The sequence below is a fragment of the Streptomyces sp. NPDC048462 genome (genome assembly GCF_043200175.1).
In the GTDB taxonomy this organism is placed as follows: domain Bacteria; phylum Actinomycetota; class Actinomycetes; order Streptomycetales; family Streptomycetaceae; genus Streptomyces.
Genome location: NZ_JBICXG010000020.1, coordinates 31,569 through 54,247 on the forward strand (window position 1 = coordinate 31,569; position 22,679 = coordinate 54,247).

At 72.0% G+C, this 22,679-nt stretch carries 18 protein-coding genes and 1 tRNA gene; 6 read left to right on the forward strand and 13 right to left on the reverse strand.

Going from position 1 to position 22,679, the window contains the following annotated elements:
• Window positions 1–11: 11 nt before the first annotated feature.
• The 5 genes from ACGFU6_RS27995 to ACGFU6_RS28015 form a co-directional block, all read right to left on the reverse strand.
• On the reverse strand, window positions 12–3,056 hold the full coding sequence (locus ACGFU6_RS27995; protein ID WP_393614830.1) for an NPCBM/NEW2 domain-containing protein: 3,045 nt from the start codon (window positions 3,054–3,056) through the stop codon (window positions 12–14).
• A gap of 109 nt (window positions 3,057–3,165) precedes the next feature.
• The gene (gene mshC / locus ACGFU6_RS28000; protein ID WP_393614832.1) at window positions 3,166–4,395 is read right to left on the reverse strand and encodes a cysteine--1-D-myo-inosityl 2-amino-2-deoxy-alpha-D-glucopyranoside ligase; all 1,230 of its coding nucleotides are present in this window, start codon (window positions 4,393–4,395) and stop codon (window positions 3,166–3,168) included.
• 178 nt (window positions 4,396–4,573) lie between these two features.
• Window positions 4,574–5,413, reverse strand: a complete 840-nt coding sequence (locus ACGFU6_RS28005; RefSeq protein WP_393614833.1) for an SCO1664 family protein — start codon at window positions 5,411–5,413, stop codon at window positions 4,574–4,576.
• Window positions 5,377–5,967: a DUF3090 domain-containing protein gene (locus ACGFU6_RS28010; RefSeq protein ID WP_123528141.1), complete on the reverse strand. Its 591-nt coding sequence runs from the start codon at window positions 5,965–5,967 to the stop codon at window positions 5,377–5,379. Before ACGFU6_RS28010 ends, ACGFU6_RS28005 begins: the two co-directional genes overlap by 37 nt.
• Before the next feature lie 107 nt (window positions 5,968–6,074).
• Window positions 6,075–6,785, reverse strand: a complete 711-nt coding sequence (locus tag ACGFU6_RS28015) for a histidine phosphatase family protein (protein ID WP_393614835.1) — start codon at window positions 6,783–6,785, stop codon at window positions 6,075–6,077.
• Between the two features lie 59 nt (window positions 6,786–6,844).
• Here ACGFU6_RS28015 and corA point away from each other — a divergent pair, with 59 nt between their 5' ends.
• A complete protein-coding gene (corA, locus tag ACGFU6_RS28020; RefSeq protein WP_393614837.1) occupies window positions 6,845–7,840 on the forward strand; it encodes a magnesium/cobalt transporter CorA in 996 nt (331 codons plus the stop codon).
• Window positions 7,841–7,855: 15 nt separating this feature from the next.
• On the opposite strand, the gene ACGFU6_RS28025 is transcribed toward corA, so the two are convergent.
• Complete coding sequence (locus ACGFU6_RS28025) at window positions 7,856–8,644, reverse strand: ferritin-like domain-containing protein (RefSeq protein ID WP_393614838.1); 789 nt, start codon at window positions 8,642–8,644, stop codon at window positions 7,856–7,858.
• A gap of 425 nt (window positions 8,645–9,069) precedes the next feature.
• Window positions 9,070–10,119: an LLM class F420-dependent oxidoreductase gene (locus ACGFU6_RS28030; protein ID WP_393614840.1), complete on the reverse strand. Its 1,050-nt coding sequence runs from the start codon at window positions 10,117–10,119 to the stop codon at window positions 9,070–9,072.
• A 140-nt stretch (window positions 10,120–10,259) separates the two neighbouring features.
• Between ACGFU6_RS28030 and ACGFU6_RS28035 the strand changes: the two genes are divergently transcribed.
• Window positions 10,260–11,243 carry an aldo/keto reductase gene (locus ACGFU6_RS28035; protein ID WP_393614842.1) on the forward strand — a complete coding sequence of 328 codons (984 nt, stop codon included), beginning with the start codon at window positions 10,260–10,262 and terminating at the stop codon, window positions 11,241–11,243.
• Window positions 11,240–13,489, forward strand: coding sequence for a helix-hairpin-helix domain-containing protein (locus tag ACGFU6_RS28040; RefSeq protein WP_393614844.1), 2,250 nt, complete (start codon window positions 11,240–11,242; stop codon window positions 13,487–13,489). Before ACGFU6_RS28035 ends, ACGFU6_RS28040 begins: the two co-directional genes overlap by 4 nt.
• Before the next feature lie 67 nt (window positions 13,490–13,556).
• On the opposite strand, the gene ACGFU6_RS28045 is transcribed toward ACGFU6_RS28040, so the two are convergent.
• Complete coding sequence (locus ACGFU6_RS28045; protein WP_393614846.1) at window positions 13,557–14,228, reverse strand: hypothetical protein; 672 nt, start codon at window positions 14,226–14,228, stop codon at window positions 13,557–13,559.
• A 47-nt stretch (window positions 14,229–14,275) separates the two neighbouring features.
• Here ACGFU6_RS28045 and ACGFU6_RS28050 point away from each other — a divergent pair, with 47 nt between their 5' ends.
• Window positions 14,276–14,464: a DUF5703 family protein gene (locus ACGFU6_RS28050; protein WP_123528133.1), complete on the forward strand. Its 189-nt coding sequence runs from the start codon at window positions 14,276–14,278 to the stop codon at window positions 14,462–14,464.
• Window positions 14,465–14,522: 58 nt separating this feature from the next.
• On the opposite strand, the gene ACGFU6_RS28055 is transcribed toward ACGFU6_RS28050, so the two are convergent.
• From ACGFU6_RS28055 to ACGFU6_RS28065, 3 genes are all read right to left on the reverse strand, one after another.
• Window positions 14,523–15,329, reverse strand: coding sequence for a chaplin (locus ACGFU6_RS28055; protein WP_393614848.1), 807 nt, complete (start codon window positions 15,327–15,329; stop codon window positions 14,523–14,525).
• Window positions 15,330–15,467: 138 nt separating this feature from the next.
• The gene (gene chpH, locus ACGFU6_RS28060; protein ID WP_393614850.1) at window positions 15,468–15,701 is read right to left on the reverse strand and encodes a chaplin ChpH; all 234 of its coding nucleotides are present in this window, start codon (window positions 15,699–15,701) and stop codon (window positions 15,468–15,470) included.
• A 142-nt stretch (window positions 15,702–15,843) separates the two neighbouring features.
• A complete protein-coding gene (locus tag ACGFU6_RS28065; RefSeq protein ID WP_393614852.1) occupies window positions 15,844–17,178 on the reverse strand; it encodes a M20/M25/M40 family metallo-hydrolase in 1,335 nt (444 codons plus the stop codon).
• A gap of 183 nt (window positions 17,179–17,361) precedes the next feature.
• Between ACGFU6_RS28065 and ACGFU6_RS28070 the strand changes: the two genes are divergently transcribed.
• A tRNA-Leu gene (locus tag ACGFU6_RS28070) sits at window positions 17,362–17,449 on the forward strand.
• A 91-nt stretch (window positions 17,450–17,540) separates the two neighbouring features.
• Here the strand turns inward: ACGFU6_RS28070 and ACGFU6_RS28075 are convergent.
• A complete protein-coding gene (locus ACGFU6_RS28075; protein WP_393614854.1) occupies window positions 17,541–18,275 on the reverse strand; it encodes a dienelactone hydrolase family protein in 735 nt (244 codons plus the stop codon).
• Between the two features lie 324 nt (window positions 18,276–18,599).
• Between ACGFU6_RS28075 and ACGFU6_RS28080 the strand changes: the two genes are divergently transcribed.
• Entirely contained in the window at window positions 18,600–21,485 is a 2,886-nt protein-coding gene (locus ACGFU6_RS28080) for a glycoside hydrolase family 2 TIM barrel-domain containing protein (RefSeq protein ID WP_393614856.1), read from the forward strand.
• 250 nt (window positions 21,486–21,735) lie between these two features.
• Here the strand turns inward: ACGFU6_RS28080 and ACGFU6_RS28085 are convergent, their stop codons facing one another.
• Window positions 21,736–22,539, reverse strand: a complete 804-nt coding sequence (locus ACGFU6_RS28085) for a maleylpyruvate isomerase family mycothiol-dependent enzyme (RefSeq protein WP_393614858.1) — start codon at window positions 22,537–22,539, stop codon at window positions 21,736–21,738.
• Between the last annotated feature and the right edge of the window lie 140 nt (window positions 22,540–22,679).

Consider the following 22,679-nt stretch of genomic DNA (forward strand, 5'->3'; position numbering starts at 1 on the left):
CGCCGCGGGGCTCAGGCGCAGGTGAAGCGCGCGGCTCCCCAGTCGCCGTGGTCGCCGGTCTTGGACGCGTTGGTGTCCGTGACCTTCAGGCGCACATGGCGCGCCCCGTCCAGGGAGACATCGACCGGCACGGCCGCCGACGCCCCGGTCACCTTCGGCGAGGTCCAGAGCACCTTGCCGTCGGCCTCGACGGAGAACGCCACCTCGCCGTATCCGTCGATCTCGTCGTCGATCCCGGCGTCCGCGGTGAACTTCGAGCACTGTCCGCCGGTGTAGAACTCGATGTCGGAGTCGGCGTGGGTGCCGATCCCCTTCTCGTACGTCTTCCCGGCCAGCGTGAGCGGGCCGCCGTCGGCCGCGCCCGATTCGCCGTTGCTGCGGTCGCGTTCCGCCGGCCCGTAGCCGTTGACCGAGCTCAGCCACTTCAGATCACTTGCCCAGGCCTCACCGGCGGGCGGCGGCGGCATCACCGCGGCGGCGATCCGCTGGACCGCAGTACGGGATTCGCCCGCCGAGCGGTATCGGACATGTGCGGTGAGCCGGGCCTCGCCCAGCGCCGCGTCCTTCGCCGGGGTCACCGACACCTCGACCCGCCGGGTGGTGCCGGCCGGAATCCGGCGCACGGTCCCGGCCGGGACGGCCCGCCAGCCCTCGGGGACGTCCAGGGAGACCGTGGCGTCCGTGACGTCGGCCTTGCCGGCGGTGACGTCGACGGCGACGGTGGCCGGCGCGCCCGCGCCCGCCTCCTGGCCCTGCGGCGCCGAGACGGTGGCCGTGGCGGCCGCGTTCCGTCCGCCGACCGCGCTGGCGTTCTCCAGCCGCACCGAGAACTTCTTGCCCGTGGACAGCGGGGCGGTCTTGATCTTCACCACGCCGCCCCGGTCGTCGCGGTCGTACCACCAGCCCTGCTTCGCCTTCGCGTACGCGGCGGCCGAGCCGAGCCGGGGCAGCTTGCCGGTGAGCTTCACCGCGCTCGGCTCCGAGCCGGTGTGCACACTGAACTCGTACGGGCGGCTGCTCTGCTTCCCGGTGAACCTGCCCTTGCTCTCACCGATGTTCACGGTGATGTCGCCCGAGCCCTTCGCCGGGGCGCGGACCTCGGCGGTCTGCGTCGCGTATGCGCCGTCGCGGTGCTGCCGGGTCACGCCGTCGTCCTCGTACAGGGTGAACGAGGACTTGCCCTGCGGGTAGATGTCCCAGGCGAGCGGGGAGCCCGCGGTGCGGTCCTTGTACGAGCGGATGCCCGGCCACATCGGCACACTGGCGCCGCCCTTGACGAAGAGCGGCAGGGTGTCGAGCGGGGCGCTGTAGTCGTCGAGCGTGACCGGTCCCTGGTAGGTCTGTCCGGACCAGTATTCGGTCCAGGTGCCCTTCGGCAGGTAGATACCGTCCCGCTCGGTGCTGTCCTGGTAGACCGGGGCGACGAGGAAGTCCTCGCCGGACATGAACTCGTACTTCGCCGCGTCCGTCGCGGCCTTCGGGTCGTCCGGGTACTCCAGCACCAGCGGACGCACCATGCCGACGCCGCTCTTCGTCGCCTCGTGCGCGTAGGAGTACTGGTAGGGCAGCAGCGACTCCTTGAGTTTCAGATACTCGCGGTTGATGGAGGTGTACGGCTCGCCGTACCGGTAGGGCTGCTTGTCGCTGGCCGCCCAGCCGTCCATGGTCATCGTGGTGCCCAGGAACATCTTCCACTGGAGGTCACGGGTGTACGTCTTGGCGCTGCCGCCGAAGATGCCGTCGACGTCGCCCGTGGTGTAGGCGAGGCCGGACATCGTGGCGCCCGCGTAGGTCGGGATCTGCCAGCGGATGTAGTCCCAGGTGCCGTACTGGTCACCGGACCACTGGACACCGCAGCGCTGGGCGCCAGACCAGCTCTCCGGGGCGTAGGTGAAGCCCCGGGCGTCGCTGTTGTCCTCGATGCCCTTGTACGCGTCCTTGCAGCCGTCCAGGGCGAACTTGTAGCCGTCCCCGACCCAGGCCACGTCGAGCTTGGCGACGCGCTGGCCGGCCTTGACCTGGTCACCGAGCTTGTCGATGCCGTCCTCGGTCCACAGGCCCATCTCCATGTCCCGGTCCTGGAGGCCCTTGGCGGTCTGTGCGAGGTCCTCGTACCCGCAGCCGTAGCCGTCGTTGACGAGCATCCAGCCGTTGGGCATGTCGTTCTCGACGTAGCCGTCGGCGACCTTCAGCGAGTCCAGGGTGCGGCGCTCGCCCCGGTTGGCGTTGTGCAGGTAGCAGTCGGAGTCGCCGATCTCCATGCCGTACACCGGCGGCAGGAACGGCTTGCCGGTGAGCTTCGTGTACTGGCCTATGACGTCCTTGGGGTCACCCGCGAAGTAGTAGGCGTCGAAGCGCTGTTCCTTCGCGCTGGTGGTCACCGGGTCGGTGAAGGCGTAGGTGTTGGGCGCGAAGGTGTTGCGGAACACGCCGTAGCCGGCCGACGAGAGGTAGAACGGCACCGAGTTGGGGTGGCCGCCGTCGTCCCAGTTGTAGTCGACGCCGACCTCGACCGTCTTGCCCCGGTGCGAGGTGTTGCCCCGGCCGTTCTGCATGCCGGCGCCGTAGAACTGCTCGTCGCCGCCGCGTGCGAGGGTCTGGGTGGTCTTCTCGCCGTCCCAGCTCAGTCCCTTCGCCTCGGACCACACCTGGGTGCCGTCGGCCCGGTACAGGGCGAACCGCAGGGGCGACTTGTAGGCACGCAGCGTGACATCGCCGGTGGACAGGTCGTAGCGGTCGCTCCGCTCCTTCCAGTGGGTGCGCGGCGGTGATCCCTGGGGCAGCACGATGGCGTCGCCGGCCGGGTCGGAGAACGTGCCGTCCGGGGCGAGTTCGATCCGGAAGGTCTCCTCGGAGACGAAGCTGACACGGGCCTCGGCGGTACCCGCGCGCAGGTGGTAGACGGGTCCGTCGGCCGAGAAGCCGGTGAGATCGCCGACCGTCGTCCCGGCCGGGGCGGCCGAATCCGCACGGGCACCACCCGGTCCCGAGACGACGGCGAACAGTCCCAGCAGCGCTGCAACTACTGCCGTTCTGATGCGCGTTGATGATTGCATAGAGCGCTTTTAGCGCAGCACCAAGCATTTGACCATGGACAAAACGGAACCGGCCCCGAACTTCATCAAGAAGTTCGGAGCCGGTGAACGGACGTAATGCGGCGGGTGGTTACAGTGCGACACCGAGCAGCGCGTCGACGGTGCGCGAGACGAGTCCCGGCGCGCCCTCGTCCGGGCCGCCGGCGGCGCTCTGCCGCTCGGCCCAGCGGTCCACGGCGGCCAGGGCCGTCGGGGTGTCCAGATCGTCGGCGAGGGCGCCCCGGACCTCCTCGACCAGGGCGTCGGCGGCGAGGCCGTCGGGCCGCGAGACGGCGGCACGCCAGCGGGCGAGCCGGTCCACCGCGTCGGCGAGCACCTGGTCGGTCCACTCCCAGTCGGAGCGGTAGTGGTGCGAGAGCAGGGCGAGACGGATCGCGGCCGGGTCCACGCCGTCGCGGCGCAGGGCCGAGACGAAGACCAGGTTGCCCTTGGACTTGGACATCTTCTCGCCGTCCAGGCCGACCATGCCGGCGTGCACGTAGGCCTGGGCGAACGGGTGCTCGCCGGTCAGCACCTGGGCGTGCGAGGCGCCCATCTCGTGGTGCGGGAAGGCGAGGTCGGAGCCGCCTCCCTGGACGTCGAAACCCATGCCGAGGTGGTCCAGGGCGATGGCGACGCACTCGATGTGCCAGCCGGGCCGGCCGGCGCCGAGCGAGGCGCCGTCCCAGCTCGGCTCGCCCTCGCGGGCGGCCATCCAGAGCATCGGGTCGAGGGGGTTCTTCTTCCCCGGACGCTCCGGGTCCCCGCCGCGCTCGGCGGAGAGCAGCCGCATCGCCTCGGCGTCCAGGTTGGAGACCTGGCCGAAGTGCGGGTCGGTGTCGACGGAGAAGTACACATCGCCGTCGAGGTCGTAGGCGGCGCCCGCGTCCCGGAGTCGTTCGACGAGCGGCACGATGCCGGGTATCGCCTCGACGGCTCCGATGTAGTGCTGCGGCGGGAGCATGCGCAGGGCAGTCATGTCCTCGCGGAACAGGGCCGTCTCGCTCTCGGCGAGCTCGGTCCAGTCCTTGCCGTCGCGCACGGCCCGCTCCAGCAGCGGATCGTCCACGTCGGTCACGTTCTGGACATAGTGAACCTGCCGCTTGGTGTCGAGCCACACGCGCTGGACGAGGTCGAACGCGTTGTAGGTCGCCGCATGACCCATATGGGTCGCGTCGTACGGCGTGATGCCGCAGACATAGATGCGGGCGACGGGACCGGGGTCAAGGGTGATCCGTCCGCCGGTCGCGGTGTCGTGGATCCGAAGGTCGCGGCCCTTGCCAGGAAGGGCGGGGACCTCAGAAGCGGGCCAGGCATGCATGCGACGAGCGTAACCGGACGCGGCTTCCGGATACGAACCGGAGGGGGGTTCCTGTCCGAAGAGGCACTCTTGCGCCCGGCTCCGAAGAGTGCCTCGATCCCCCGGCCGCCCGCCCCGAACGGGCCCGGGACGGGCCGGTGCCGGGCCCTCGCACCGGGCGCCGCCCGCCGGGCCCCGCCTACACGGGCGGCCACGGAATGGCCGGCCAGCCACCGCTCGGCTCCCGGTGGAGACCGGTGGACCGCAGCCCCGCCACCCGGGCCCGCAGCGCCTCGATCTCGGCCGGGGTGATCAGTTCCCCCAGCCGGGTGACCAGTGCCGCCCCGGGCTCCAGCCCGCCGGCCAGCCGGTCCAGCACCTCCACCGCCTCGGCGGGCAGCGGCTCGCCCGCCCAGCCCCACAGCAGGGTGCGCAGCTTGTCCTCGGCGTTGAAGGTGACGCCGTGGTCGATGCCGTACAGCCGGCCGTCGGGCGCGGGCAGCAGGTGTCCGCCCTTGCGGTCGCCGTTGTTGATCACCGCGTCGAGGACCGCGAGCCGCCGCAGCCGGGGGTCGTCCGCGTGCACCAGCAGGGCGGTCTTCCCCTCCCCCACCTCGGCGAGGGCCACGGCCTTCCAGCCCTCGCCCGGCTCCTCGTCCTCGACGAGCGCGAGCAGCCCCGGATCGTCCTCCTCCTGCGGCGCCGCCTCGATCCACAGCTGGCACATGCCCTGGCCGTACGGACCGTCCCGCAGCACGGTCGGCGGCACCAGGCCCCAGCCGGTGGCCTCGGAGACCTCGTAGGCGGCCACCTCACGCTGGGCGAGGGTGCCGTCGGGGAAGTCCCACAGGGGCTGCTCACCGGCGACGGGCTTGTAGACGCAAGTGGCCTCCTCGCCCTCGTACGCGACCGAGCAGTACAGCACCGCGTTGGAGGCTCCCCCGACCTGTCCGAGGACGGTGAGCTCGCCCTTGCCGAGCAGGGTCAGCCGCCCGGCGTCGGTCAGGCCCCGCGGCGGTATCCGTTCTGGCGCGGGCATACGTGTCCTTCCGGATCGAGCGGGAGGCTGCACAGCGGGCACGGCGGGCGGCCGGCGTTCACGACGTCCAGGGCGCGTTTGGCGAAGGCGCGGGCCTGGGCCCCGCTGAGGCGGACCCGGAGCATCGGCGGGCCGTTCTCCTCGTCCTGGAGCAGCCGCTCCTCGGCCTCGGCGAGATCCTCGACGGATTCCGCGTCCAGCTCGACCAGGGCCTGCGCCTCGACGATCATGCGCTGTTCCTCGCCGTCCCAGGCGAGTGCCATCGTGCCGACCCGGAACTCCTCCTCGACTGGAACGTCGAGCGGGGCGGTGTCGGTGACGTCCATCGGGGCCACCGCGGGTACCGGGGAATTGCCCCCGGTGCGCCGGACCACTTCGTCGAGCAGTTCGTCCACCCGCTCTGCGAGGGCGGCGACTTGGGTCTTCTCCAGGGCCACGCTGGTGACACGTCCGCCTGAGGATGCCTGCAGGAAGAACGTACGACGTCCAGGCAGCCCGACCGTACCGGCCACGAAACGGTCCGGGGGGTCGTAGAGGAACACCTGACGGGACACGTCCTGTCTCCCTTGTGATTTGACGCGGATAGGGGGTCGGCCGGGGCCCGGGAGAGAGTCCTCCCGGAAAGGCGCCTACGGCGCGTCCACCCTACTGCGCGGAGCGATCACGGTGCCCCAGCGCCGCCCCCGACCGCGGCATCGGCCCCGTCGTCGGCAGCCTTCGCCTCGTCGGGGGCGGGTTCGCGCGGTGCCAGGGGGGCGAGGTCGCCGGTGTCGCCCAGCCTCAGCAGGAAGGGCCGCAGCCTGGTGTAACGGATCGCGGTGACCGAGCACGGGTCGGCGTGGACGCGCTGGAAGAGGTCCAGGTGCATGCCGAGCGCGTCGGCCACAAGGGACTTGATGATGTCCCCGTGCGAGCACATCGCGTAGACGGCGTTCTCACCGTGCTCCGCCTCGATCCTCGCGTTCCACTCCCGGACGGCGTCGACGGCGCGTGCCTGCATCGCCCTCATGGACTCGCCGCCGGGGAACGCGGCCGCCGACGGGTGCTGCTGCACGACCGTCATCAGCGGCTCGTCGGAGAGCTCGGCGAGCTTGCGGCCCGCCCAGTCGCCGTAGTCGCACTCGCTGATCCGCTCCTCGGTGTGCAGCGGCAGGTCCGGCCGGGCGTCGAGCAGCGGTTGCAGCGTCTCGCGGCAGCGCTGCAGGGGGCTGCTGACGGCCGCGGCGAGGGGCAGGGCGGCCAGCCGTCCGGGGAGCGCCGCGGCCTGCTCGGCGCCGCGCTCGTCGAGTGCGACGCCGGGGGTCCGGCCCGCGAGCACCCCGGCCGTGTTGGCGGTGGAGCGTCCGTGTCGTACGAGGATCAGGGTGGGCATAGCGGCCAGCGTAGGCCGCCGTCCGGGCAAAGGTGCGCCCGGGACCCGAGCAGGGCAGAATGCGCGCCGTGATTGTGGACTGCGCCATCTACCGGGACGGGCGCCGCACCGACGGCCCCGCCGACTTCTCCGACGCGCTCGACGAGGCGCGGGCCGCCGGCGACGCGTTCTTGTGGATCGGTCTGCACGAGCCGACGGAGAAGGAGTTCGAGCTGGTCAGCAGCGAGTTCGGGCTGCATCCGCTGGCGGTGGAGGACGCGCTGGCCGCGCACCAGCGGCCCAAGCTGGAGGTGTACGACGACTCGCTGTTCGCGGTGATCAAGCCGGTCGTGTACGACCACCAGAGCGACACGGTCAGCGCGGACGAACTGATGGTCTTCATAGGCGACTCGTTCGTCGTGACGGTCCGGCACGGCGAGGGCGCGCCGCTCGCCGCCGTGCGCCGCCGGCTGGAGGCCGAGGCCGATGTGCTCAAGCACGGGCCCACCGCGGTGCTGTACGCGATCAGTGACGCGATCGTGGACCACTACATCGATGTCGCGGGCGAGCTCCAGGTCGACCTGGAGGAGCTGGAGACCGAGGTGTTCGCCCCGGCCGCGACCGGCGACTCCAAGAACACCGCGGCCCGCATCTACACCTTCAAGCGCCAGGTGCTGGAGTTCCGCAGGGCGACCGTGCCGCTGAGCGCCCCGATGGCCCGGCTGGCGAGCGCGGGGGTGCCCTTCGTCCACGAGCAGTCGCAGCCGTTCTTCCGGGACGTCCAGGACCACCTGACGCGCGCCAACGAGCAGGTGGAGGGCCTCGACCGGCTGCTCTCGGACATCCTGTCCGCGCATCTCGCGCAGATGGGCGTGCGGCAGAACGACGACATGCGCAAGATCTCGGCCTGGGCGGCGATGGCGGCGGTCCCGACCATGGTCGCGGGGATCTACGGGATGAACTTCGATCACATGCCGGAGCTGCGCTGGGTCTGGGCCTATCCGGCGGTGATCGTGCTGATGGCGGGCGTGGTCCTCGGCCTGTACCGCCAGTTCAAGCGCCGCGGCTGGCTCTGATCCGGGCCCGCCGGCTCAGCCGTACTCGGGCGCCGGGACGGCCGGGCCGCCCAGCGCGTCGCGCCGCTCGGGCGGCGCGAGGCTGACCATGCGCCGCCAGCCCACCAGGCGCTCGTACGCGTAGACGGCATGGATGCCCGCCGCCAGGGCCGCGGCCTTGGCTCTCGGCCAGCCCAGGATGCGGCCCATGTGGTCCATCACGGCGAGGCTGACGTCGCGGTAGACCCGGATCTCGCCGAGTGCGCACTCGCGCAGGATGCTCTGGATCGTGCGGCCGTGTCCGGACCGGGCGAAGCGCAGCAGCTCCTCGTGGCAGTACGCGAGGTGGTTGTCCTCGTCGTTCGAGATCATCCTGACCGCGCGGCCCAGGTCGGGGTGGTCCGCGAAGTACTTCCGCAGCAGCCGCATCTGCTCGGAGGCGCGCTGTTCGGTCACCCGGCTGTGCGCGAGGTAGGTGATGATGTCGCCCTCGGCGAGCGGTTCCTCACGCCCCAGCTGCTCGTGGGCGAGACCGATGCCGTACTTCTCCAGGAGCATCGTGTAGTCGGTCTCGTGGGGGACCTCGACGGGTGCCAGACCGCGCTTCCTCAGGAGGGCGTCGAAGATCCGGCCGTGCTTGTCCTCGTCGGCGCCGTGCCGGGCGATCTTGGGGGCCAGGGCGCGCTGGCTCGCGGGCACCAGGGCGGCGATGCGGCCGTTCTCCCAGCCGCCCTGGGACTCCCCGCCGGCGGCGATGGAGCAGAACAGCCGGAACGACTCGTCGTCGTCGAGAATCTCCTGGAACAGGTTCTTTGCCGAGAGCATCACTGCCACCTCCGTGCCGGCATCCGCCGAGCGACAGTCAAATGCGCCCGGCCCCGGCGGGCAACAGGAAGGCCACCGCACCAGGGCCTGTCGTCGGACTGCCGTCTGCCGCGCGGCGCCATCCACGCGCTCTCGCCGACCGGCCCCAGACCCCAGTACGGCCAGTACAGGAACCTGAGGCCGGCACGCCGAAAGCACGCACCTGACACCGCGCGGCCGCCCTCCGGGCGACGACGGCAGTCCGACGGCAGGCCATGGGCCGAACGTGGGCCCGGTGGCGGGCCCGTCACCGCTCCGGCGAACCGTTTCCGCACAGGCCCCGTAACCCAACCGTCCCGGCCGCGTTGTTCCGCGTGACGGCCGTGGCGGGGAGCCCCCGAGCCCCCACCACGGCCGTAGTGCCACCCCGGGGCGAGTCCCCGGGGCTAGGCGAGTCCGGAGCGCTCCAGCGCGTCCGTACCGGCGCGCAGGGCGGCGATCCGCTCGTCCAGCGTGAAGCCTGCCGGAGCCAGGGTCAGGGTCGTGACGCCCGCGGCCGCGTAGGCCTGCATCCGGTCGGCGATCCGCTCCACCGGGCCGAGCAGCGTGGTCTGGTCGATCAGCTTGTGGGGTACGGCGGCGGCGGCACCGCTCTTGTCGCCGGACAGGTACTTGTCCTGGATCTCGGCGGCCTCCTTCTCGTATCCCATCCGCTGGGCGAGCTGGTTGTAGAAGTTCTGCTTGGGGCTGCCCATGCCGCCGACGTACAGCGCGGTGTACGGCCGGAACATGTCGGCGAGGCCGTTGACGTCGTCGCCGGTCGCGAGCGGCAGGGTCGGACAGACGTCGAAGCCCTCCATGGTCTTCCCGGCCTTCTCCCGGCCGGCCCGCAGGTGCTTGACCGCGGTGTCCTCCAGGTGGTCCGCGGAGGGGAAGATCAGCAGCGCCCCGTCGGCGATCTCGCCGGTCTGCTCCAGGTTCTTCGGACCGATCGCGGCGATGTACACCGGGATGTGCTCGCGCTCCGGGTGGATGGTCAGCTTGATCGGCTTGCCCGGCCCGTCCGGCAGCGGGAGGGTCCAGTGCTGTCCCTCGTACGACAGCCGCTCGCGGGTCATCGCCTTGCGGACGATCTCGACGTACTCGCGGGTGCGGGCCAGCGGCTTGTCGAACTTGACCCCGTACCAGCCCTCGGAGACCTGCGGCCCCGACACCCCGAGGCCGAGCCGGAACCGGCCGCCGGAGAGCGAGTCGAGGGTGGCGGCCGTCATAGCCGTCATGGCGGGCTGGCGGGCCGGGATCTGCATGATCGCGGAGCCGATGTCGATGGACTCGGTCTGCGCGGCCACCCAGCTCAGCACGGTCGGCGCGTCGGAGCCGTAGGCCTCGGCCGCCCAGCAGACGTCGTAGCCGAGCCGGTCGGCCTCCTGCGCGACGGCGAGGTTGTCCCCGTCCATACCCGCGCCCCAGTAACCGAGATTGATGCCGAGCCGCATAGCCGCTCCCCTTACTGATCAGTAACGTCCCTGTGCTCCGGACTCTAGCGCGCGGGAACACGATCCGGCAGGGGTGACCCGGGGCCCGGTTGTCCACAGCCCTGCGACGAGCGCAGGCCCGGCCAGTAATCTCAGCGCCCATGGAGCAGAGGCATCTGGGCCGCACCGGCCTTCGAGTGTCCCGGATCGGGCTCGGCACCCTCACCTGGGGCCGGGACACCGACGAGCACGACGCTGCCGAGCAGCTGAAGGCCTTCTGGGAGGTGGGCGGCACCCTGGTCGACACGGCGGACGTGTACGGCGGCGGCGAGTCCGAGTACCTGCTGGGGCGCCTCGTCGAGGGACTGGTGCCACGGCGCGACCTGGTCATCGCCACCAAGGCCGGCAGCGTGCCCGATCCGTACCGCAGGTTCGACGGTTCGCGCGGGCATCTGCTGGCCGCCCTCGACGCCTCACTGGCCCGGCTGGGCACGGACTACGTGGACCTGTGGCAGGTGCACGCCTTCGACCCGGTGACCCCGCTGGACGAGACGCTCCAGGCGCTGGACCTGGCGGTGTCCAGCGGGCGCGCCCGCTACGCGGGGGTGTCGAACTTCTGCGGCTGGCAGCTGGCCAAGGCCGCGACCTGGCAGCTGGCCGCACCGGGCGTGCGGACCCGGCTGGCCAGTACGCAGATGGAGTACTCGCTGCTGCAACGCGGCGTGGAGCGCGAGGTGTTGCCGGCGGCGCTCGACCTCGGGGTGGGGCTGCTGCCGTCCTCGCCGCTGGGCCGGGGCGTGCTGACCGCCAAGTACCGAACCGGCACCCCGGTGGACTCGCGCGGCGCCTCGGAGCTGCTGGCCCCGTTCGTCGAGCCGTATCTCGACGACCCCGCGAGCCGCATCGTGGACGCGGTGGCGACCGCCGCCGACGGGCTGGCCACGACGCCGCTCCAGGTGGCGCTCGCCTGGGTGCGGGACCGGCCGGGCGTGGTGGCCCCGATCGTCGGCGCGCGCAACGCGCACCAGCTCGCGGAGGCTTTGTCAGTGGAGACGCTTAGTCTTCCTGACGAGATCTGCCGCGCGCTCGACGATGTGTCGGCGCCCGTGCACCGCTATCCCGACCAGGACTGGAGCACGCTGTGACTGCGCTTCCCCGGGGGGAATCCCCCGGCCCCCCGGAAACCGACGACGACGGCGTCGTCGCGGACGCCCCCGCGTCCGTCCCGGCCGAGCAAGCCGCCGCAGGGACCGACGAAGCGACCGATGAGGCGACTGACGAGGCCGCTGACGAGTCGGCCGGCGACACGACGGGCGACAGCGGCACCGACGCGGAGTCCGACGGGAGCGCCGACGGTGACACCGCCGCCGCCCCGGCCCTCTCCGAGGCCGAGGCCGAGCTGGCCGCCCAGCGCGAGCTGCTGGAGCGGATCGAGAAGCGCAAGGCCGAGAAGGACGGCCCCATCCCCGCCGGTACGAAGCTGAGCGGGCCGGCCGCCGACCTGCTGGCTGCCGTACGCGCCGTGGAGAGCGGCGAGAAGCCCGGAGCCGCGTTCTTCGACTCCCCCGCGCCTGCCGCCCCCCGCCGGACCGTCCCCGCCCCGGCCCGCGAGCGGGCCCCCGAGCCCGTCAGCGCGCCCCAGGGGGCCGCTCCCGAGGCGATCGCGGCCGTGGCCGCCGTGCTGGCCGCCGGCGGCGCCCCCGGGAGCCTGGCCGCCCCGGCGGCCGGCACACTCGGCGCACACGCGGCCGAAGCCCTGCGCGACGATCCCTGGCAGCTGCTCTCCCTCCCCGGCGTCGGGCCCGAGCAGGCCGACGGCTTCGCACGGGCTCTGCTGGGCGCGGAGTGCGGTCCGGACGACGAGCGGCGCACCGCGGCCCTGATCGGCTGGCTGCTGGAGCGCGCGGCGCTGCAGGGCCACACCGCGCTGGACGCGGCGGAGGTACGGGCCGCGCTCACCGCACGGGCGGTGACCGACCCCGTGGCCGCCGTGCTGCACGCCGTCTCCGAGGGCGTCGCCCTCGTCTTCCAGGACGGCCCGGAGGACGAGGAGCCCGAGGAGGCCGCCGATGCGCCCGCCGAGGACGGGGAAGCGGGCCCGGAGGCCGTCGAGGGCCGGCAGGAGCCGGTGCAGGTGTTCCTCGGCCTCGACCGCTACGCCCTGGCCGAGGAGAGCCTCGCGGACGGGCTGGCCCGGCTGGTGAACGCGGTCGAGAAGGACGCCGACTGGTCGTCGGCCGCCTCATCGGCGCCCTCGCCATCGGCCGCCGAGCTGATCCGCGCCGCCGCGGCCCACGGGCTCGTCGCGCACACCGGCGGCGAGGCGGCCAGGGCCGAGCCCGCCGCGCTGATCGCCGCGGCGGCGGGCCTCGGCCTGCGGGCCCTGGGCGCCACCCACAGCGTGGACGGCGGCCGGCGGCTGGCCGAGGCGGTGGGCGACCCGTCGGCGGCCGTCACGCTGGCCGGGCTGCTCGCCGGCACCGAGGGCCCCGGACGGGACGAGGAGGGGGCGCTCGCCGTCGACCTGCTCGTCGTGCTGGACGCCCCGCAGGTCGACGTCGAGACCGGCGCGATGCTGGTGGAGGCCCTCGCGGACGGGACCCGTCTGGTGCTCAGTGGCGATCCGGGGGTGCTGGGGTCGGCGGGCGCGGGCCGGGTGTTCGCCGATGTGCTGGCCGCCCGCGCGTGCCCGCAGATCGTCTCCCGCACGCCGGATCCCGGTCCGATCGGGGAGCTGGTATCCGGCATCGGCATCGGGGAGCTGAACCAGGTGGCGGCGCCGGGCCGCGAAGTGGTGATCGTGCCCGTGCGTGACGCGGGCGAGGCGGTGCACCGCACGGTGCAGCTGGTGGCCGACTCGGTGCCGCGCGCGATCGGCGTGCCGTCGGCCGACACCCAGGTGATCACCGTGGGCCACGGCGGCTCGGCGGGCACCCGGGCGCTGAACGAGGCGCTCAAGCAGCGGCTCAACCCCGGCCCCGGCCGGTTCGGCGGTTTCGACCCCGGTGACCGGGTCGCCCATGTCCCCGCACCGGGCAGGACGGTGCCCGCAGTGGTCGTCTCGGCCGACGCCGAGGGCCTGCACCTGGACTGTGCGGGGACCCCGGTCGTCGTACCGCAGGAGCGGGTGGAGGCGTCCGTACGCCACGCCTGGGCGCTCAGTGCCCACCAGGCCGCCGGGATGCGGTGGCCCGCGGTGGTCGTCGTACTGCCGGGTGACGCGGCGCAGGGGCTCAGCCGCCCCTGGGTCTACACCGCCTTCAGCAGGGGTGAGCGGCACCTGTCGGTGGTGCACGGGGTGGATCAGGCGCTGCCGCACGCGGTCGCCCAATCCCCCGCGCAGGACCGCACCACCCGGCTGCGCACCCTGCTGGAGGCGTCCGACGGGTGAGAGCCGGTGAGGGACCGGGCGGTCGCGTGACGCGCCCGGCCCGGCCCCTCACCACGGGACGGACCGGTCAGGAGCCTTCCCGCGCCAGCCCGCCGAGTTCCCCGCCCAGCTCGCCGTCCAGCTCGTCCTCGTCGAAGACGGCACTGACGTCGAAGCGGCAGACCACCAGCTGCGGGTCCGCGTCCTCGAAGGGCGCGCCCAGCCATTCCCCCGGTTCCGGCAGCTCGTCCGCCGCCGCGACCCAGAGGGTCGAGTCGCCCTCTTCGAGCCCGAATTCCGTGTGCCGGGACGCGATCTCGTCCGCCTCGTACTCCCCGAAGAGCACCCCGAGCGCCGCATGGACGCTGCTGCCGGCGGCTGCCGCGTCCCCGCTGTCACGGGCGTCCGGGTCCAGGTCGGCGAGGCGCTGCGCCTGGGCGAGCAGCCGCTGGGGCTCCACCACCGCGTAGTCGCGGCGGATCAGCACGCTGAGCGCGTTCGGCTCCTCGGGACCGCTGTAGGGCGGCAGGGAGTCCCCGGCTCCCGGAATCTCGAACGGGGTGACCTCGTCGTGGCGGTCGTAGAGGAGTTCGTCATAGACCTCCGCCGCAGCGGCCAGTGCGTTGAACGCGTCGTAGACAGCGGGGTCGTCGTCCCCGGACCGGCGTTCGACCGCGTCGAGGTGACGGTCGAGCGCGACCTTGACCGCATCGGCGGCGGCGCGTACCTCGGCAGCGGATGGCTGCGCAGCATCAGACATAGAGCAGACGCTATCCGTACCGGGGGTCTGCCCGCACAATAGATGCGATGCCGGAATACGAATTTGTCGACGTGTACGTGCCGCGCGGGGTGTCCCGGAAGGAGACGACCCGCCTGCTGACCGACCATGCCGAGTACGGGCACTGGGAGTTGGACCGACTGACGCTGCGCCTGGACGGCAGCCGCCGGGTGCGGCTGCGGCGACGGATCATCCGCCAGCTGCGGGCCACCTGGTGAAACGGAGCGGGCCCCGCTGCCGCGGGGCCCGCTCCCTTCGCCGTGCCTGCCGTCGCTGCTAGGCGGCGGCCCTGCCGCGGCGGTACAGCACCGTGCCGGCGCCTGCCAGCAGCAGACCCGCACCGGCCGGGATCAGCAGGTCGAGCCCGCCCGATCCGGTGTGTGCGAGCTGCGGGGTGCCCGGGGGCATGCTCTGCGGCTCCGGCGCGTTCGGGACGGTGCGGGGGCCGGGCGTCGGCGGTGTCTCGTGGTGGGTGACCGGAGGAGTCACCGGCGGCGTAACCGGAGGGGTGACCTCCGGCGTGCTCTCGTTCTCGCACGAGTTGCCGAAGGTGGGGTTCAGCAGACCGACGATGTCGATGCTGTTCCCGCACGCGTTCACCGGGATGTCGATGGGGGCCTGGACCTGGTTGCCCGACAGCAGACCGGGTGAGCCCTGCGTGTATCCCTGCGCCGTCGCCCCGCCGCCGTTGCCGGTGGGGACGGCGCGGTGCTTGCCGGTGCCCTCCCGCATCCCACGGCCGCTGTCCTGCGCCGCGTGGCCGCCGCTGGTCCGGCTGCCCGACGCGTGGTTGCCCGACGTACCCGCGGACGATCCGGTCCGGCCTGCGGCCGCACCACCAGAACCGTTTTTGCAGCTGTTCCCGAAGGTCGGGTTGATCAGTCCGACCACGCTCACGGAGTTACCGCAAACGTTCACCGGTACCTCGACCGGAATCTGTACCGAATTCCCTGAAAGCACCCCCGGGGAATTCGATGCGCCGCCGGACGCTCCCGCGTCGGCGTGCGCGTAACCGCCACTGAGCGCGAGCACGCCGCCCGCAGCCGCCATGGTGATCAGGCCTTTACGCGTGACCTGTCGCATAGGTTGTTTCCTGCCTTCTACCTTCCGGAATACCCCCGGACTTGAACGTGCGGGGGCAAAGGACCCGACGGCCCCGGAACGCATGGCGCGCGCTCCGAGGCCGACCGGGCTCAAACCCTTGCGGGTTGACGCACAACGTCAGGCGTTGACGCAGGTGTTGCCGAAGGCGGGGTTCAGCAGCCCGATCACCGAGATCGTGTTGCCGCACACGTTCACGGGGATGTGGACGGGAACCTGGACGACGTTGCCCGAGAGCACGCCGGGGCTGCCGATGGCGGCACCCTGGGCGCCCGAGTCGGCGACGGCCATGCCGGCACCCGCGAGCACCAGACCACCGGTGACAGCCGCAGCGGCGACGATCTTCTTGATCATTATTCCTCCTAGTTGGCAAATGCGGTCCCAGCCGCGGACCGCATCACCTGTAACGAGGAGAAAGCAATCGGGCTACGAGCAGGAAGCCCCTTTCACTCGTTCCGGTCGATACGTACACACTGGCGAATTGCTCGGTACCGAGTCAGCTGTTGTCGATGAAACGGTCGAGAACGCGGACGCCGAACTTCAGGCCCTCGACCGGTACCCGCTCGTCCACGCCGTGGAACATGCCCGCGAAGTCCAGCTCCGGCGGAAGCTTCAGCGGGGCGAACCCGAAGCAGCGGATGCCGAGGTCGTCGAAGGACTTCGCGTCCGTACCGCCCGAGAGCATGTACGGGACGGCGCGGGCGATCGGGTCCTCCGCCTTGAGCGCGATCTGCATGGCGTCCACCAGGGAGCCGTCGAAATCGGTTTCGAGGGCCTTGTCGCCGTGCACGTCCTCCCGCTTGACGCGCGGGCCGAGGATCCGGTCGAGGTCGGCCAGGAACTCCTGCTCGTACCCCGGCAGGAAGCGGCCGTCGACATGGGCGGTGGCCTGCCCCGGGATCACGTTCACCTTGTAGCCGGCGCCCAGCATGGTGGGGGCGGCGGAGTTGCGCAGGGTGGCGCCGACCATCTTGGCGATGCCGCCCAGCTTGGCCAGCGTGGCGTCCATGTCCTCCGGGTCCAGCGGGGTGCCGAGCGCGTCGGACAGCTCGTCCAGGAAGGACCGCACGGTCTTGGTCACCCGCACCGGCCACTTGTGCCGCCCGAGCCGGCCGACCGCCTCGCACAGCTCGGTGATCGCGTTGTCGTCGTTGGTCATCGAACCGTGACCGGCCGTGCCGTCCACGGTCAGCCGCATCCAGTGCATGCCCTTCTGCGCGGTCTCCACGAGGTAGAGCCGCAGGTTCTCGTTGACCGTGAAGGAGAAGCCGCCGACCTCGCCGATCGCCTCGGTGACGCCCTCGAACAGGCCGGGGTGCTTGTCGACGAGGAACCGGGCCCCGTAGGTGCCGCCCGCCTCCTCGTCCGCGAGGAAGGCGAGCACGATGTCGCGCGGGGGCTTGCGGCCGCTGCGCATCCGCTCGCGCACGACCGCGAGGGTCATCGCGTCCATGTCCTTCATGTCGACCGCGCCCCGGCCCCACACGCAGCCGTCCGCGATCTCCCCCGAGAAGGGGTGGTGCGTCCAGTCGTGGGCGTTCGCCGGGACGACGTCGGTGTGGCCGTGGATCAGCAGCGCGGGCTTGGAGGAGTCCTCGCCCTCGATCCGCGCCACCGTGGAGGCACGGCCCTTGTGGGACTCGAAGATCTGCGGCTCCAGCCCGACCTCCGCGAGCTTCTCCGCCACGTACTCGGCGGCCGCCCGTTCACCCGGCCCCGAATGGTCCCCGTAGTTGCTGGTGTCGATCCGGATCAGATCACGACAGAGGTCCACGACCTCGTTCTCGGCGCTCTCGCCCGGGCCGGTGCGGGCCGCTCTGGTCTCGCTCACGCTGGTTCCTTCCACTGTCGCTGTGGTGCTCCCCCTCATCCTCCCGCGCCCGGCCCGCGCACCCAAGGCCCCCCACCCCTCGTCATCCGCCCTTCACACAGACCGGGGCGTGATCGAGCACCTCCCAATGTTTGCTATGGTTTTCCACGTCGGAACGGGCCGGGCCCGCGAGACAGACACCTTGTCCGGGTGGCGGAATGGCAGACGCGCTAGCTTGAGGTGCTAGTGCCCTTTATCGGGCGTGGGGGTTCAAGTCCCCCCTCGGACACCAGCAGAAACCCCACTCAGTGTGGGGTTTTTCTGTTTTACGGGCCGCAGCGCCGCAGGCCCTGTGACGGCGGCGCCTCGGCTCCCCCGAAACCTCAGCCGCCGCCCAGGGGGCCGCTCAGGAGGGGCAGCAGGCGGTCCCAGTGGCGCCGGAGCCCGGAAGCGCTGAACGCGTCGGTGTCGGACATGGTGAAGCCGTGGACGGTGCCGGGGTAGATCTCGGAGGTGTGGCCGACGCCCGCGGCGTCCAGGGACAGGTTCAGCTCGCGCAGGCCGTCGGGCGTGATGTCTCCCTCGGCGTGGCCGAGGTGGACCCGCGCGGTGATCCCGGAGAAGAGTCCGGGCCCGTCGGCGCCCACCGGTGCGTGGAACGCGGCGACGGCGGCCACCCGGTCCGGGCGGGCGGCGGCGGTGCGCATCGCCGTGAGGCCGCCGATGCAGTACCCGGTCACCGCGACCGGGCCGTCGCACACCTCGGGGCGGCCGTCGAGGAACTCCAGCAGGGCGTCGGCGTCGCTCCGGACGCGTTCGGCGGTGTGCGCCTGGATCAGGGGCATCACCTGGGCCATCACCCCGGGCCGGGCCTCTGCCCCGATGTACTCGGGAAGCTCGATCACCGGTGCCGGTCCGTGCCGGTAGAAGACGTTGGGGACGAGTACGCAGTAGCCGTGTCCGGCCAGTTCACTCGCCATCTCCCGCAGCACGGGCCGGATTCCGAAGCCGTCGGGGTACATCAGCACCCCCGGGTGCCGTTCGCCCCCGTCGGGGAAGGCGGCGAACGCGTCGGCCCGGCCGTCCGCGGTGGGGATCAGAAGTGTGGTGGTGGGCATGGGTTCTCCTGTCGTGGTCAACGTGTCGGCTCTGATCGGCACGACAGGAGGCGGGGCCCGCGCGGCAGCGCCGGGTCCCCGGTCGGACGGCGGACCGGCGGCGGCCCGTACGGCGCTCAGCGGAGCGCCGGGTAACCGATCCGTGTGTGGCGCGAGGCCGTCCCGGTAGTCATGGCCGCGCAGCATAGCCCACCGCCCAGGGGCACTTCGGCCCGCAGCCGGAGCGGCCCCGGCCGGCGTCTCACCTGTGGGCACCCCTTGTTGAGCCGGTTCACGCCTCGTTAACGTCCATCGTGAGACGGGCGTTGCCGAACGAGGAGACCCATGAGCCGCACAGCCGCCGACCCGACGTCCTGGTACGAGGACATGAGCCCGGGTTCGGGCGGGCTCGCGCCCCGGTCCTGGTACCCGGCGTCCGACGCCCGGCGGGTGTCCCTGAACGGTGAATGGGCCTTCCGGCTCTCGCCGGAGGCGGACACCGAGGACGAGTCGTTCGCGCAGCCGGGGTTCGACGCCTCGGGGTGGCGAACGGTGCGGGTGCCGGGGCACTGGGTGCTGCAGGGGGCCGGTGGCGCTCCCGCTTACACGAACGTGGTCTATCCCTTCCCCGTCGATCCGCCGCGGGTGCCGTCGGAGAATCCGACCGGCGACCATCTGCGGACGTTCACGCTGCCCGCCGGACTGCCGAAGGACGGTGAGCACGTACTCCGTTTCGACGGGGTGGACTCGTGCGCCCGGGTCTGGCTCAACGGGCAGGAGCTGGGCGATTTCAAGGGGTCCAGGCTGGCGCACGAGTTCGCCGTGGGCGGCCTGCTGCGGGCCGGTGAGAACGTGCTGGCCGTACGGGTGCACGCGTGGTCCTCGGGGAGCTATCTGGAGGACCAGGACCAGTGGTGGCTGCCCGGGATCTTCCGTGACGTGACGCTGCTGCACCGGCCGCAGGACGCGCCCCGGGACTTCTTCGTGCACGCCGGGTACGACCACCGCGACGGCTCCGGGACGCTGCGGGTGGAGTGCGAAGGGGCCGAGGGGCGGGTCCTCGTACCCGAACTGGGCATCGACGCCCCGGCGGGCGAACCGGTGACCCTTCCGGTGGAGCCCTGGACGGCCGAGACACCCAGGCTGTACGACGCGGAGCTGGTGACACCGGGCGAACGCATCCCGCTGCGGATCGGCTTCCGTACGGTCGTCGTCGAGGACGGCGTCATCAAGGTCAACGGCCGGCGGCTGCTCTTCCGAGGGGTCAACCGGCACGAGTTCCATCCGGAGACCGGCCGGACCGTGGACGCCGGGACCATGCGGCAGGACCTGGTGCTGATGAAGCGGCACAACATCAACGCCGTACGGACCAGCCACTACCCGCCGCACCCCGCCTTCCTGGACCTGTGCGACGAACTGGGCCTCTGGGTGATCGACGAATGCGATCTGGAGACACATGGCTTTGTCGACCTGGAGTGGCGCGGCAACCCGGTCGACGACGAGCGGTGGACCCCCGCGCTGGTCGACCGGGCGCGAAGGACGGTCGAGCGCGACAAGAACCACCCTTCGGTGATCATCTGGTCGCTGGGCAACGAGTGCGGCACGGGCCGGGGCCTGAGCGCGATGGCCGGGTGGATCCGGGGGCGGGACCCGGAGCGGCTGCTGCACTACGAGGGCGACCTGTCGTGCGCGGACGTCGATCTGTACTCACGGATGTATCCGACGCACGCCGAGGTCGAACTCATCGGCAGGCGGGCCGAGGAGCCGCTGCCCGACGCCGAACTGGACGCCCGGCGGCGCGCGATGCCGTTCATCATGTGCGAGTACGCCCATGCCATGGGAAACGGTCCGGGCGGACTGAGCGAGTACCAGCGGCTCTTCGAGCGGTACGAACGCTGCCAGGGCGGATTCGTCTGGGAGTGGATCGACCACGGCCTCGCGCACCCGGAGCACGGCTTCGCCTACGGCGGGGACTTCGGCGAGGAGCTGCACGACGGCAACTTCGTCTGCGACGGCCTGCTCTTCCCGGACCGCACGCCCTCCCCCGGGCTCGTCGAGTACAAGAAGGTCGTCGAGCCGGTGCGGATCGGCCCGGGTTCCTCGGCGGGCGCCTTCACGGTGACCAACGGGTACGACTTCACCGGGCTCGGGCACCTGGAGTTCGAGTGGTCGCACGAGGTGGCGGGCGCGCTCGTCGCCTCGGGCACGCTGGCGGTGCCGGAGCTGGCGCCGGGGGCCTCGGCCGAGGTGGCGCCGGACGCGGCGGGCGAGGGGCTGTGGACGCTGCGGGCGGTGCTCGCCGAGGACACCGCGTGGGCCGGGCGCGGGCATGTGGTGGCCTGGGGCCAGGCCACGACGGGCGCGCCGGCCACCCCCGCTCCGGCAGCCGGTGCCCGTCCGGTACGGCGCGAGGGCGTGATCGAGCTCGGGCCGGGCGTCTTCGACGCGGCCACCGGGGCGCCGGTGCGGATCGGGGACGTCGCTGTGGAGGCGCTGCGGCTGGACGTGTGGCGGGCGCCCACCGACAACGACAACGGTGCGGCGTGGCAGCCGGACGAGCGGTACGGGCTGCGGTGGCGGGAGCTGGGGCTGCACCGGATGCGGCACCGCGTCGACGCGGTCGAGACCGCGGAGGACGCCCTGACCGTCCGGACCCGAGTGGCTCCGGCCGGCCGGGACCTGGCCCTGCGGACCACGTACCGGTGGACTGCGGCCGGGGACCGGCTCGGCCTCACGGTGTCCGTGGTGCCGGAGGGCGACTGGCGGCTGCCGCTGCCCCGGCTCGGCATCCGGTTCGGGGTGCCCGCCGCGTTCGGCCGGGCACGCTGGTTCGGCGGCGGTCCGGGTGAGGCGTACCCGGACACCCGGGCCGCCGCGATGCTCGGGCTCTGGGAGCGGGACGTGGACGCGCTGCAGACCCCGTACGTCAGGCCGCAGGAGAACGGGGCGCGAGCGGATGTGCGGTGGGCGGAGCTGACGGACGACGGCGGCGCGGGGCTCCGGGCCGAGGGCGGCAGCCCCTTCTGGTTCACCGCTCGGCGCTGGACGAGCGAGCAGCTGGACGCGGCGGAGCATCTGCCGGATCTGGTGGCCGGGGCGCGCGTCTGGGTCGGCCTGGACCACGCGGTGCAGGGCATCGGCTCGCAGTCGTGCGGACCGGGCGTACTGCCGGAGCACCGGCTCCACGCGGCCCCGGCGGAGTTCTCGTTCGTGTTCTCGCCCCTGGGCTGAACCTGGCGCTCCCCGACCCGCCGCCGGCCCGGGTGTGGGGTGTTCGTCGGTGTGAGTGTGTGCTGATGAGCTGGCGGTTGAGCAGGTTGAGGTGAGCGCAGCTACGTGGGCCCGCCCCGCGATCCGTCCCGAGTGGGCGAACGGATTCGGCCACGGGCCCTGGCCCGCCGCAACGTCAACGATGCACGGACTACCCGGCTTTCCGTTTCGCCCGGTCTTGCCTCAGTAGCCTGGGTGCATTGGGTGCCGGTCAGCCGCTGGCGTGGGCGGTGCTGTCGAGCCAGTGCTGGGCGAGGCCGGTGTCACCGTCGATGCTGATGTGGGTGGCTTCCTGGCTGGTGAGGGGGAGTCGCCGGGTCAGGGCCAGCAAGAGCGACTGCGCCGGGCCGGTCACCGTCACATCGGCCTGCCGAGTCGCGTGGTGCCACGTCGCCCCGTCGGGGCGACGTTCGACGAGCCAGGCGCCCGCCTGGTCCGCGGTGTCCGTGGCCAGCCATTGCAGGGTCTGCCCGGTGCCCCGGATGGCGTGGGCGGATTCGGACCGCTGCATCTCCCAGGTGGGGGAAGTGAGCATCGTGAGGTGGTTGCTGATGAGCGCTGCTGCGATATCGGGGCGGATGTCGACCGGCCGGCCGGCCGCGTTGGCTGCGTCGAAGCCGTGGATGACTGCTTCGTTGAGGGCGCTGGACATCCAAAATCGCGTTCCGGACCGCTTGTCCCCTGCGGCGTTGAACACCGGCGCGTCCAACGCGTCGTCGCCGCACGCACTCGAGATCCGCTGCGCGGACTGCGACAGCCACGCCTGCCACTGGCGGGCGTCGTCGGGAAGCACGGCCATCTCCGTCGGCAGCAGCGCCGGATCGGTGATGCGCCGCTCGATGATCTCCGCGACCCAGTGCTGGGACTGACCCAGGTGCCGGACCAGGTCAGTGATGGTCCACCCCGGGGTCGTCGGCACGGCCGCGTCGGGTCCGGCAGCGGCGGCCGATGCCGCCAGCTGCCGGGTGTGTTCGACGATCGCTTGCCGGACGTGTTCCGCATGCAACTCGGTCATGGGGTTTCCCTCTGTAAAGGTTCGTTGTGCTGTGTATGACTCAGCACGCCGGCCAAACTCATCGGTGGTCTGTGGATCGGATCGGCAGCCGAAGTACTGATCCCCCCGCCCGGGTCGCTCGACGAGCTGCCCCCGCGCGC